General features: G+C 31.5%; 12 protein-coding genes. 8 read left to right on the top strand and 4 right to left on the bottom strand.

Features of this window, described 5'->3' with window-relative positions; all coding sequences use genetic code 11:
• Positions 1 to 80 precede the first annotated feature (80 nt).
• Positions 81 to 2,288: a DUF2339 domain-containing protein gene (locus ACKX2A_RS19425; protein ID WP_415326614.1), complete on the top strand. Its 2,208-nt coding sequence runs from the start codon at positions 81 to 83 to the stop codon at positions 2,286 to 2,288.
• A gap of 108 nt (positions 2,289 to 2,396) precedes the next feature.
• The gene (locus tag ACKX2A_RS19420; protein ID WP_415326613.1) at positions 2,397 to 2,834 is read left to right on the top strand and encodes a hypothetical protein; all 438 of its coding nucleotides are present in this window, start codon (positions 2,397 to 2,399) and stop codon (positions 2,832 to 2,834) included.
• Between the two features lie 50 nt (positions 2,835 to 2,884).
• Here the strand turns inward: ACKX2A_RS19420 and ACKX2A_RS19415 are convergent, their stop codons facing one another.
• Complete coding sequence (locus ACKX2A_RS19415; RefSeq protein WP_415326612.1) at positions 2,885 to 4,162, bottom strand: replication-associated recombination protein A; 1,278 nt, start codon at positions 4,160 to 4,162, stop codon at positions 2,885 to 2,887.
• A 195-nt stretch (positions 4,163 to 4,357) separates the two neighbouring features.
• Between ACKX2A_RS19415 and yidD the strand changes: the two genes are divergently transcribed.
• Positions 4,358 to 4,600, top strand: coding sequence for a membrane protein insertion efficiency factor YidD (gene yidD, locus ACKX2A_RS19410; protein ID WP_415326610.1), 243 nt, complete (start codon positions 4,358 to 4,360; stop codon positions 4,598 to 4,600).
• A gap of 433 nt (positions 4,601 to 5,033) precedes the next feature.
• A complete protein-coding gene (lgt, locus tag ACKX2A_RS19405; RefSeq protein WP_415329507.1) occupies positions 5,034 to 5,900 on the top strand; it encodes a prolipoprotein diacylglyceryl transferase in 867 nt (288 codons plus the stop codon).
• An 81-nt stretch (positions 5,901 to 5,981) separates the two neighbouring features.
• On the opposite strand, the gene ACKX2A_RS19400 is transcribed toward lgt, so the two are convergent.
• Positions 5,982 to 7,499 carry an NAD(P)H-hydrate dehydratase gene (locus ACKX2A_RS19400; RefSeq protein WP_415326608.1) on the bottom strand — a complete coding sequence of 506 codons (1,518 nt, stop codon included), beginning with the start codon at positions 7,497 to 7,499 and terminating at the stop codon, positions 5,982 to 5,984.
• 225 nt (positions 7,500 to 7,724) lie between these two features.
• On the opposite strand from ACKX2A_RS19400, the gene mscL (ACKX2A_RS19395) reads away from it, so the two are divergent.
• The gene (mscL, locus tag ACKX2A_RS19395; protein ID WP_415326606.1) at positions 7,725 to 8,105 is read left to right on the top strand and encodes a large conductance mechanosensitive channel protein MscL; all 381 of its coding nucleotides are present in this window, start codon (positions 7,725 to 7,727) and stop codon (positions 8,103 to 8,105) included.
• Positions 8,106 to 8,210: 105 nt separating this feature from the next.
• A complete protein-coding gene (gene mscL / locus ACKX2A_RS19390; protein WP_415326604.1) occupies positions 8,211 to 8,588 on the top strand; it encodes a large conductance mechanosensitive channel protein MscL in 378 nt (125 codons plus the stop codon).
• Positions 8,589 to 8,644: 56 nt separating this feature from the next.
• Here mscL (ACKX2A_RS19390) and ACKX2A_RS19385 read toward each other — a convergent pair whose 3' ends face one another.
• Positions 8,645 to 9,604 (bottom strand): D-2-hydroxyacid dehydrogenase, encoded by a 960-nt coding sequence (locus ACKX2A_RS19385; protein ID WP_415326602.1) that lies wholly within the window; start codon positions 9,602 to 9,604, stop codon positions 8,645 to 8,647.
• Between the two features lie 94 nt (positions 9,605 to 9,698).
• Positions 9,699 to 10,106 (bottom strand): phosphoheptose isomerase, encoded by a 408-nt coding sequence (locus tag ACKX2A_RS19380; RefSeq protein WP_415326601.1) that lies wholly within the window; start codon positions 10,104 to 10,106, stop codon positions 9,699 to 9,701.
• A gap of 221 nt (positions 10,107 to 10,327) precedes the next feature.
• On the opposite strand from ACKX2A_RS19380, the gene ACKX2A_RS19375 reads away from it, so the two are divergent.
• On the top strand, positions 10,328 to 10,957 hold the full coding sequence (locus ACKX2A_RS19375) for a hypothetical protein (RefSeq protein WP_415326599.1): 630 nt from the start codon (positions 10,328 to 10,330) through the stop codon (positions 10,955 to 10,957).
• 84 nt (positions 10,958 to 11,041) lie between these two features.
• Complete coding sequence (locus tag ACKX2A_RS19370) at positions 11,042 to 11,641, top strand: Pr6Pr family membrane protein (RefSeq protein ID WP_415326598.1); 600 nt, start codon at positions 11,042 to 11,044, stop codon at positions 11,639 to 11,641.
• Positions 11,642 to 11,856: the final 215 nt, after the last annotated feature.

Raw genomic sequence — 11,856 nt, 5'->3', positions numbered from 1 at the left:
TCCACAATGTTAATCCATCGTATAGAATACGATGGATTAATTGTTTGTATGCTTTTTGATATATTTGAAAAAAACTAAAAATGGATAATTATTCGTTTTTCTTTTTGTCGATCATTATTATCATTGCTGTTTACAATTATCTGAATAGTAAAATAAAAAGATTGGAAAAGGAAATTTCCGAACTTCGGAAAAAGCCAGTAACTCAACATGAAAATCTGGACATTCCAAAACCAATAGCCGATTCAACAGAGATTAAAGAAGAAATAAAAATTTCGTCCCAGCCTGAAATTCATGAAGAAATTCCTGCTGAAAAAAACTGGACCACTCCTATCTTTGATTTTTTAAAACAAAATGCGCTCACTATTATCGGAATTTTCACTTTAGTTTTAGGAATCGGATATTTTGTGAAATATGCTATCGACAGAAACTGGATCGGTGAAACGTCTCGTGTAGGAATTGGTTTTTTGGTGGGAGCCGGAATTATAGCAGTCGGACATTTTCTTAGGAAAAATTACTCTGCTTTTTCTTCAATTATTACTGGAGGTGGAGTTGCCGTTTTATATTTTACCACGACCATTGCGTTTAGAGAATATCATTTGTTTTCTCAGACTACCGCGTTTTCTATTACATGCCTGATTACTTTGATTTCAATTGCGCTTTCTTACTATTATAAAAGTGAGATTTTAATTATTTTTTCTCTTTTTGGAGGGTTTTTAGCACCCTTAATGATAAGTACAGGACAAAGTAATTACCCCTTCTTATTCACTTATTTAACTGTTTTAAATATTGGAATGTTGGTTGTTGTCTTTCTTAAAAATTGGAGAAGTGTAGGTTGGATTGCCTTTATTTTCACGATTCTTTATTTGTTTTATTGGACTTCAGAACAAACTGAAATCAACAGTATTTATTTTTATATCATTAGTTATATCATATTTTATGCATTTGCTTTGTTGGATTATTTTAAGAACGATATCATTTCAAAGTATAATATTTTGATGTTGATCTTAATAAATTTCTCAAGTATTATTGGTTTGGTTTATATTTTCAACACTTTACAGTACAAACCAATTATTATTTTCCCATTAGTATTTGCGACTGTCAACGGAATAATTTTCTATAAAGAATTCAGTAAAAGACATCATGGAATCAACTATTCGGTTTTTGCAGCTTTAACGGTTAGTTTAATTACAATTGCAATTGCTTTACAATTTGAAACCCATTTAATTACAAGTGTTTGGGCTGTGGAAGCAACTTTGTTATTATTCATCTGGAAAAAGACCAATCAGAATATCTTTAAAATCTGTTTTTACATTTTGTTTCCGCTAGTAATTATTGCACAAATAATAACCTGGGGACAATATGCTTATGTACAGAATCTTAAAATTGTTTTCAATCCTGTTTTCCTGACGAGTTCAGTTACCGTAATTACCACCTTTGCAAACCTGATTTTATTAAGAAAATTATCTGATAATGAATCTGAAACCAACTTTTTTGAAGATCTATTTACGATTTTAAGTTATGGCGTTATTTACGTTGCTTTATTGCTGGAAATTATCTATCATATTTCGGAAAAGCCACTTGTTACAATTACTTGTATTGCGATATTATATACTATAACTTTCATTTTTGGATTATTAATTTTCCGTAAAAAATTAGAAATCAATAATTTTTTTGAACTTGGAATTGTTTATATTTTCTTAATTTTAATTGTTTACCATACATCGTTTACAGGTTCGGTGCTTGTTGATAATATTTTAGAGAAAATTAATAAAGAAAGTTTTTATGGTATTTACTTGATGTATTTAATTCCATTAATTATTATTGGTTATAATATTCTTCCAAAAACTGATTTCTATAAATCAAATTATGGATATTGGGCAATTTGTGGAACAATTGTCATTACAGTGAGCTTTGAAATTTACCGTCTTTATATCTTAGGAAACACACCTACTCTTTCAGAATCTTATCAAGTTCAAAAACATTTCAGTATTTTGTATTTGCCGATTATTTGGACGGTTTTGGCAAGTATTTTTATTTATTTGGGTTTAAAAAACAATATTTCCGAACTCAATAAAATCGGTTTTGCTTTAATAGGAATTATGATCTTAAAGCTATATTCTTACGATGTCTGGCAAATGGATAACGTTTCCAGAATTATTGCATTTATCATTTTAGGTATTATTTTATTATTAAGTTCATTTTTGTTCCAAAGATTAAAAAAGATTATTAAAAATCTGGTAGACAGCAAACAAGAAAATAAGGAGCATGAAAATATAGAATCACAATAAAATGATTTATTTATAATTATTTTTTAATTTAATGTAAATTTTTATTCACATTTTATAAATTTTAACTATATTTATCAAGTTTTTAATAGTCACATATTCCTAAACATTATGAAAAAATTACTCTACTCTTTTTTACTATTGTCTTCGGCTACTTTGTTTGCACAGAAGAATCCGGCGACAAAGTTTGCAATTGCCAATGATATCGTTGGAACGGTAGATATGTTTAATGCAAATAAAAATGCAGTTCAAAGCATGAACGTTTTTAAATCTGCAGCAAATCTGCCTCTGAATCTTAAAAAATACAGCGATTTAGCAGAAAATGGATTGATAGAGGTAAAATTCAAAAAAGGTTCTGATAATTTTGATAGAATTTCCTTAGCTGAACTAAACGATCAATATAAAATCGCAAAACAAACTCCAGTTTATATTGATGGATACGAATTTTCAAATACACAGACTTTGGTGTTTGGAGATATCCTGACAAGAATGGAAGCGAAAGATTACAATGGCAAAAAAACATTGTTTATCACAACAAAAATAAAGTAATTTCTTAAATCATATTTAAATGAAAAGGATACTCCGTTGAGTATCCTTTTTTAGTATTTATTATTCCATTTTTTCTTCAATTCTTCGTAAATTTTTTTCTCCGTAGAATTGTTTCCAGGTTGATAAATTTTCACATCTTTGATTTCTTCCGGTAAAAAATCCTGTTCTACAAAATTGCCTTCGTAGGAATGTGCATACTTGTATTCTTTTCCATAATCCAGATCTTTCATCAATTTTGTCGGAGCATTTCTTAAATGTAGCGGAACAGGCAGATTTCCAGTCTGTTTCACCAAAGCAAGAGCATCATTAATCGCCATATAAGCTGAATTACTTTTTGGAGAAACCGCCAGATAAACAGCCGTTTCGCTCAAAATAATTCTCGCTTCCGGATTTCCTATAACGTTGATCGCCTGAAAGCAATTGTTGGCAACCACCAAAGCATTCGGATTGGCTAATCCAACATCTTCCGCAGCCAAAATCAACATTCTTCGAGCAATAAATTTAATATCTTCACCACCAGCAATCATCCTTGCTAACCAATATACCGCGCCATTCGGATCACCTCCACGCATCGACTTGATAAATGCAGAAATAATATCATAATGCTGCTCTCCATTTTTATCATAAAGCGCCATCGTTTCCTGCAAAACTTCTAGCACATCCTCATTTTTAATCTCCGTTTTCGATGAATTTTTATATTGATTTAAAACCAATTCAATCGAATTAATCAATTTTCTGGCATCACCTCCGGAATATTGAATAAAAGCCTCATTTTCAATTATTTTAAAATCCGTTTTTTCATCTTTATTATAACTTTCAGAAGCTATTTTAATTAATTCTTCCAACTTTTCATACGTCAAAGCCTTCAGAATATACACCTGACTTCTCGAAAGCAAAGCCGAAACCACCTCAAAACTAGGATTTTCCGTCGTTGCTCCGATTAAAACAATCCAGCCTTTTTCTACAGCATGAAGCAAAGAATCCTGTTGAGATTTATTAAAACGGTGAATTTCATCTATAAATAAAATTGGTGATTTTCCTGAAAAGAGATTCTGCTTTTTGGCATCTTCAATCACATCACGAACGTCTTTTACACCAGAAGAAACCGCAGAAAGTTTGTAAAATTTTCTTCCAGATTTTTCAGAAATAATTTCCGCTAATGTTGTTTTCCCTGTTCCCGGTGGCCCCCACAAAATAAGAGAATTCAGTGTATTATTTTCTAGCATTTTTCTAATTGTCCCCTTTTCTCCGGTCAAATGTTCCTGTCCAAGAACTTCATCCAGAGTTTTGGGTCTTAATTTTTCAGCTAAAGGAATATTTTGATTCAAAATTTTTAGATTTAATGTAAAGTAAAATTTTTAATGTAATCGTCTCAAAGCAGACATAAATTTCATGATTTTAAAACAACAAAGTAATCAAATCGATAAACACCGGAATTTATCCGACGAACAGTCTTTTACAGCTCCGAAACTTCTAACAAATTTAAACTAATTTTCAATTTTTTACCCTATTTTTGTACCGTTTTGAAACTTACATTCAATAAAATAATCACTTTTCCTTTGGTAATACTCATCAGATTTTACCAATGGTTTATCTCGCCCTTACTTCCAAAAAACTGCCGTTACGAACCTACCTGCTCACATTATATGGTGAAAGCATTGCAAGTACATGGAGTTTTTAAGGGATTTTGGCTGGGAGTGAAAAGAATTTCAAGATGTCATCCGTGGGGAGGAAGTGGCTACGATCCTGTTCCACCAAAAAAGTAAAATCAATTAACAAACTACTAAAAAAATAGAAATGAGTAATATTTTTTTCAGAATTTATCTCGTAATATTTGCACTTATTACACAATCTTTATTCGCGCAAAATTATCCGGACGGAATGTCTGACGGAATCTTAAAAGTAAATTCCACAAACATTCCTGTAAAAATTTATTCAACAACTGAAGTGGGTGAATTGAATGAATTTGCGGAAAAACCAGCCAATAAAAATGTCTTAGTAATTCTGAATGAAACTAATTTTGAACCCGCTTATTTTAATTATAGTGCTAATATTTTAGCAAAATTTAAAGCAACAGGCTATCAGCTTTTAGATAAAAATTTTAAAGTAATTACAACTCCTGCAACGGAACAAAATATTGAAACCTTTAAATATGCTGTAAAATCTGATAAACCAATTACCGTTGCTGATAACGTAAACTTGGAAACATCTTTCAAAATTTGGGATCCTTCAAAAGGAATTCAATTAGGTCCAATCACGTTGCATTTTTATAGCTTAATGTTCATTTTTGCTTTCGGTTTTGGATATATTTTAATGACTAAAATGTTCAAAATTGATAATATTAACCAAAAATATTTGGAGCCACTTTTCACTTGGACCTTGATCGGGACAATTCTTGGAGCAAGAATGGGACATGTTATTTTTTACCAGCCGGAATTATTTAAAGAAGACTTCTGGAGTGTATTTTTACCAATAAGTACTAAAAATGGTTTAAAATTTACAGGTTTCTCTGGGCTGGCAAGTCACGGCGCAACGATCGCTTTGATCTTCACGACATTATATTACTCATTCAAAATCATTAGAAAAAATCCTTTCTGGGTATATGATAGATTGGGAATTGTTGTTGCTTTAGGTGGTGCTTTTGTAAGAATGGGGAACTTCTTCAACTCAGAAATCATTGGAAAACCAGTGGATCCAAACTCTCCTTTTGCATTACTTTTCCCACAACAGAGCAGCGAATATGGTATGACAGTTCCACGTTATCCTGCACAATTATTCGAAGCTTTTGGATACGTTTGTCTATTCGTTTTGCTATGGATTTTATACAGAAAAACAAATAAAAAATATCAGCAAGGATGGTTATTCGGATTGTTTTTCATCATTCTTTGGGCAATAAGATTCTTTGTTGAATTCTTAAAAGAACCACAAGGTGACGAATTTATAACATTCGGAGGATTAAACACAGGACAAGTTCTTTCTATCCCTTTCATGATTGCCGGAGTTGTGATTATGATTGTTTCTAAAAAGTTTAAAATTACTCCTGCGGAAAACGAAAAACCGGAATAATTTTTAAGCTCAGATAAAATAAAAAAGGCAAACTTGAAACGTACAAGTTTGCCTTTTCTATTTTGATTTTTTAATTTAAATTCAAAGTTCTATTTCTGCTCTTTTGTTTAACAACTCAAAAACGTTTCCAAATTCATTAATAACATCCGTCGGAAGCATAGATTCTTTAGAATATTTTTCAGAAGCAAACTCAGCAGCTTTTCCATGAAACCAAACTCCCAAAATAGCAGCATTTTCCTCGGAATAGCCTTGAGCAACAAATGAAGTTAAGATTCCCAAAAGAATATCTCCACTTCCCCCCTTCGCCAATCCTGAATTTCCTGTAATATTGTAGAAAACGTTTCCTTCAGGAGTCACAACTTGGGTGTGATGATCTTTCAAAATAATATAAACGTCTAATTCGTTGGCTTTTTTTCTCGCTAATTCTACTCTTTCAAAAGAATCTTCAGTTTTTCCGAAAAGTCTTTCAAATTCTTTAGGATGTGGAGTGATAATTGATTTTTTTGGAATTAATTTTAAATTTTTCTCATCCTGCGAAATAATATTCAAGGCATCAGCATCTAAAATTAATGGTTTTGAATATTCTTTTAAAAATTGAAGAAAACCTTTCATTGTTTCTTTTTGAGTTCCCAATCCAGGACCAATCCCATATGTAGAATTTTCATCAATTTCTATATTTTGAATAAAATCATTTCCACCTTCGATGAACATTGCCTCTGGGCAGGAAGTTTGTAGAATTTCGTAACCACATTTTGGAGCAATTGTGAAAGTTAATCCCGTTCCTGTTTTCAAAGCCGATCTTGTAGAAAGTACTGCTGCACCGATCTTTCCATAGCTTCCTCCAATAATTGTTGATTTTCCGTAAGTTCCTTTGTGAGAAAATTCATTTCTTGGTTTAAAGATATTTTCAACAACCTCATCATCGATGACGAAATCTTTAGTTTCTGTTTGTGAAATATATTCTTCACTTAAATCTATATCTAAAACTTCAACTTTCCCAGTATATTTTCCACTTTCAGGATGCAGAAAACTCTTTTTCCAAAACTGGAAACTTAAAGTATAATCTGCTTTAAAAATTGTGGAACCATCGGAAGAAATACCATCTGATAAAAGTCCGGAAGGAACATCAATAGAAATTTTAACACTCGTTTTTGAGTTTAAAAAATCAATTAAATTTTTAAAATCACCTTCTAAATTTCTTGACAGACCTGTTCCGAAAAGAGCATCGATAATAATCGTTCTTTTATCAAAACGATAATCTTCAACATCTTTAAAATCTTTTATAGTTATTCCCGAAATCTCCTTTAATTCTTTAAAATTTATTGTTGCATCTTCAGAGAACTTTGCTTTTGGACTCTGGATAAAAACATCCACATCAAATCCTTTATGGTAAAGCATTCTTGCCATAGCAAATCCATCTCCACCATTATTTCCGTTGCCACAAAAGATGGCAAAATTTCTGTGATTTTTACAGTTTTCGGAAATCCAGTCGATGCAGGTTTGCGCTGCTCTTTCCATTAATTGAATTGATAAAATTGGCTCGTTTTTAATCGTATATTGATCACATTCTCGGATCTGTTGTGCTTTGAAAATTTTCATAGTGGAGATTACTTATTTATGGATAATCTTTACATAGCAATTTACAAAAAAGAAATTTTACACTTACTAAAAATAAAATTCTAATACGGTTAAAAATTCAATTGATAATAATTTACATTTCAATCAATTCACATATTTTTAATCATAAAAATGGGAAAAATATAATATTTTTTGTACCTTAAATCCCTATTTTTACTTCATACAATAATTAAAAAAATATAAATTATGGGATTTATTAAAGAATTTAAAGAGTTTGCCTTCAAAGGAAATGTTCTTGATCTGGCTGTCGGTGTGATCATTGGTGCTGCATTCAGCGCGATTGTAAAATCATTTGTAGATGATATTATAACACCTTTACTTCTAAATCCTGCATTGGAAAAAGCAAATGTAAAAAACATTGCAGAGCTTTCATGGAACGGGGTAAAGTACGGTAATTTTCTATCATCGGTCATTAGCTTTATTATTGTTGCTTTTGTTTTATTCTTATTAATTAAAGGTGTAAACAGTTTAAGTAAAAAACCGGCAGAAGCAGCTCCGGCAGGACCAACGGAAGACCAAAAATTATTAATGGAAATCAGAGATTTATTGAAAAATAAAAACCTATAAAACATAAACCACTTCAAATTGAAGTGGTTTTTTCATAAAATCCCATTTTAAGTTTTAAAAACTTCCCATTTTATATACATTTGCTGTAAAAGATGTAAAAAAATTATGGGATTTTTAAAAGAATTTAAAGAGTTTGCCTTCAAAGGAAACGTTATTGATTTAGCTGTCGGTGTTATTATTGGTGGTGCTTTCGGCAAAATTGTTTCATCATTGGTAGCAGATGTTATTACGCCTTTATTATTAACTCCGGCTTTGAAAGCTGCAGGTGCAGATGATATTTCAAAACTTTCCTGGAATGGTGTTACATATGGAAATTTCCTTTCTGCAGTAATCAGTTTTTTCTGTATTGCGATGGTACTTTTCTGGATCATTAAAGGTGCCAATAAAATTGTAAAGAAAACAGATCCTGTTGCTGCAGGGCCAACAGAAGATCAAAAATTGTTAATGGAAATCAGAGATTTGCTTAAAAATAAAAACAATTAATAAAAACAAAAGCACTTCAAAATCGAAGTGCTTTTCTATATTTAACAATAAATAAATTATTGAATCTGTAAAATACTTGAAATTTGTTCAGCCAAAGACAGTCCGATTCTATCCTGAGCTTCCAATGTAGATGCACCTGTGTGCGGAGTTAAAGAAATTTTAGAATGATTCAAGATATCCTTTGAAGGCGTTGGTTCGTTGATGAAAACATCCAGACCGGCAAATCTTACTTTTCCTGAGTTCAAAGCCTCGATCAAAGCAGTTTCGTCGATCACGCCACCTCTTGAGCAGTTTACGATAGCCACCCCGTCTTTCATCATATCAAATTCATCTTTACCTATCATATAACCGTTTTTCTGAGCCGGAACGTGAAGTGTAATAAAATCTGAATGCTTTAAAACATCCTGAAGTGGTTCAGTTTCGATATCAACATTGATGAACTGGTTGTTGTAGAAAGTTACCTTTATACTTGCTTTTCCGACATTGCTGTCTGCTGCAATAACCCTCATTCCAAGTCCAAGAGCGATTTTTGCTACTTCTTGACCAATTCTCCCCATTCCTACAATCCCAATCGTTTTGCCTTTCAGTTCGATACCTGCAGCATAAGCTTTTTTCAAACCTGCAAATTCCGTATCTCCTACTAAAGGCATTTTTCTGTTTGAGTCCTGTAAAAATCTTGCACCCGAAAATAAGTGTGCAAAAACCAACTCAGCAACCGATTCTGAGGAAGCAGAAGGTGTATTGATTACATGAATTCCCTTTTCTCTTGCATAATCTACATCGATATTATCCATCCCGACACCACCTCTCCCGATGATCTCAATTGAAGGACAATTGTCGATAATATCTTTTCTCACCTGCGTTGCACTGCGAACCAGAATAGTACGGATCTGGTGCTCATTAATGTAATCTACCAATTGTTCTTGCGGAACTTTTGTAGTAATCACTTCAAAACCTTTCTCAGTCAATGCATCAATTCCAGACTGATCCAAGCCATCGTTTGCTAAAACTTTCATAAAACTTTTTAATAGATTTAAAAATTAAAAAGATTAAATGATTAAAAATTACAGATGTAAAAATTTAATCGTTTAATCTTTAAACTAAATTTTTTTATTCTTCTTCTTTGAAAACTTCAATGGTAACTTGTTTTTCCACAAGATCCGTGAATTTTCCTTTATATCTTGTTGCTCTTACCAAGTGGTTGTCGATCCAGTGGTAGTTTCCACCTCTTGGTTTTCCGCATAATACACTGTGATATTTAAATCCGTGTTTGTCTAACCAATCGATTGTAATTTGTTTAAGATTTTCCGTTCTCGAAGTGAAAAAACAAATCTGGTGACCTTCATCATACCATTTGTTGATGGTTTCCAATGCGTCCGGGAAGGGCTCACAAGTCACCATTCTCTCAGGCTCTTCGTTCGGAACGTCTTCCGTGATGGTTCCATCGATATCGATTAAATAATTTTTTACGCCGTCCTTCAGAATCGGACTGATGTGCTCTATGTACTCTAATTCCATTATAAAAAATTGAATGACAAAGTTAAGGTTTTTACTTCAAAAAGGTTCGTTAAACTTAATTTATATTAAATTTTTACCTAAAAAAACCTTATTTATAGAATAATTTCAATAATTTATATATAGTTTTTATAATTATGGTTAAAAATTTTCTCTTTTATAATAATCCAATCTTTTTGTATTTATTTGGTACTATTATTGGTGCAAAAATGGTAAAATTATTTATGAAAATTAATTTATTTACCCTTGGAGTTTGTTCTCTACTTCTTTTTTCCTGTAATAAAAACAATAAGATAGAAGAAACAGTAAAAAATTCAGACAGTACAATTATTACTCCTCCTGAAAAGGATGTTACACCTGCAGAAGAAATTAAAGAAGATGCTCCAAAAACAGAAAAATATATCCTGATTGCAGAATCGAAAGATGCTCCGGGGACAATTAATGAAGCTGATATCAAAAAAATTCCAGAATCTTTAAAAGCAATCGCAGCATTATACAGTGGATTGGGAGGATCTAATTGTGAAGGTGAAAACTGTGAATTAACAACTGCTTTAGGTTTGGGAAAACAGGGTTCACAAGCTCAAAAAGATTTAGTAAAAAAATGGTTTGGAAAAGATAAAGCTGCTGAACAATTGATTGCACAAGATTTTTATCAACCGCCAAGCTCGGCTTCCAGCTTTTCAAATTTTCAGTATCTGAATTTTGAACAAAATGGAGACACTGTAACCGTCGATTACAGCTTATCGGTCTATAATCATGGATCTACAACCGATATTAAAGGTCCTGATAAATTTATCATCAAAGGAAATACAATAGAAACCATCAACAGAAATATCTGGAAAGACACGAAATAACTCTTTTTTAAATACAATGAAAAGTCATTTTACAACATGTAAAGTGGCTTTTTTGTTTTATATTTGAGTAACACTTTATTAAATATGAAAAGAATTTTGGCGCTTATTTTCAGTATTATCGGCTGGTTTGCAATCATTGCACAGTTTTATATCATGATGGAAAACCGTGTTTTACCTGCTTCAGAATCTGTGATAAGATTTTTCAGCTATTTTACGATTTTAACGAATATTATTGTTGCTTCGTATTTTACTTTTCAAATATTTAGAAATCAATCAAAAACAGAAAAATCCGGAATTTTAACTGCGATCACAATTTATATTACCGTAGTTGGGCTGATTTATCAGGTTCTGCTTCGTTTTACATGGAATCCAACAGGTTTGCAAAAGATTATTGATGAATTACTGCATACGATTATTCCAATTTTAGTTATTATTTATTGGTATTTATTCGAAAACAAAAGCAATTTGAATTATAAAATGATTCCCAAATGGGCAATTTATCCGCTCGTTTATCTTTTCTATATATTAATAAGAGGAAGTTTTTCCGATTTTTATCCTTATCCATTTGTAGATGTTACAGCATTTGGCTTGACAAAAGTTTTAATTAATGCTTTCTGGATTTTGGTTTTCTTTGTGGGATTGTCGATGCTTTTTATTCGTGTTGGAAGGGTTTTGCATAAATAGTTGTTGGGAAAGTTTCTTACATAGTTATGCTTTAAGACATAAGGATTTATCTTTGATAAAATTTTATATGAATATTACTACCTCCAAAAAAAATGAAAATATTTGATTTTCTTGCTTCTTTTCAAATTCCAACAACAAACAACCATCAACCACCAACAAAGAATATGATGTTTCACCAAAAATTTTCGAAATACATTTATTAAACTTACATTTGT

The organism is Chryseobacterium sp. MMS23-Vi53 (assembly GCF_047651245.1).
Taxonomy (GTDB): domain Bacteria; phylum Bacteroidota; class Bacteroidia; order Flavobacteriales; family Weeksellaceae; genus Chryseobacterium.
Note: the sequence above shows the minus strand (reverse complement) of the source record. Positions and strands in the feature narration are given on the sequence as shown.

Excerpts from the sequence above, each read along its gene's own strand:
- mscL (WP_415326604.1), top strand. The coding sequence starts at position 8,211 with ATGGGATTTTTAAAAGAATTTAAAGAGTTTGCCTTCAAAGGAAACGTT.
- ACKX2A_RS19375 (WP_415326599.1), top strand. The coding sequence starts at position 10,328 with ATGAAAATTAATTTATTTACCCTTGGAGTTTGTTCTCTACTTCTTTTT.
- mscL (WP_415326606.1), top strand. The coding sequence starts at position 7,725 with ATGGGATTTATTAAAGAATTTAAAGAGTTTGCCTTCAAAGGAAATGTT.
- ACKX2A_RS19380 (WP_415326601.1), bottom strand. The coding sequence starts at position 10,106 with ATGGAATTAGAGTACATAGAGCACATCAGTCCGATTCTGAAGGACGGC.
- ACKX2A_RS19420 (WP_415326613.1), top strand. The coding sequence starts at position 2,397 with ATGAAAAAATTACTCTACTCTTTTTTACTATTGTCTTCGGCTACTTTG.
- ACKX2A_RS19370 (WP_415326598.1), top strand. The coding sequence starts at position 11,042 with ATGAAAAGAATTTTGGCGCTTATTTTCAGTATTATCGGCTGGTTTGCA.
- ACKX2A_RS19385 (WP_415326602.1), bottom strand. The coding sequence starts at position 9,604 with ATGAAAGTTTTAGCAAACGATGGCTTGGATCAGTCTGGAATTGATGCA.
- ACKX2A_RS19425 (WP_415326614.1), top strand. The coding sequence starts at position 81 with ATGGATAATTATTCGTTTTTCTTTTTGTCGATCATTATTATCATTGCT.
- ACKX2A_RS19400 (WP_415326608.1), bottom strand. The coding sequence starts at position 7,499 with ATGAAAATTTTCAAAGCACAACAGATCCGAGAATGTGATCAATATACG.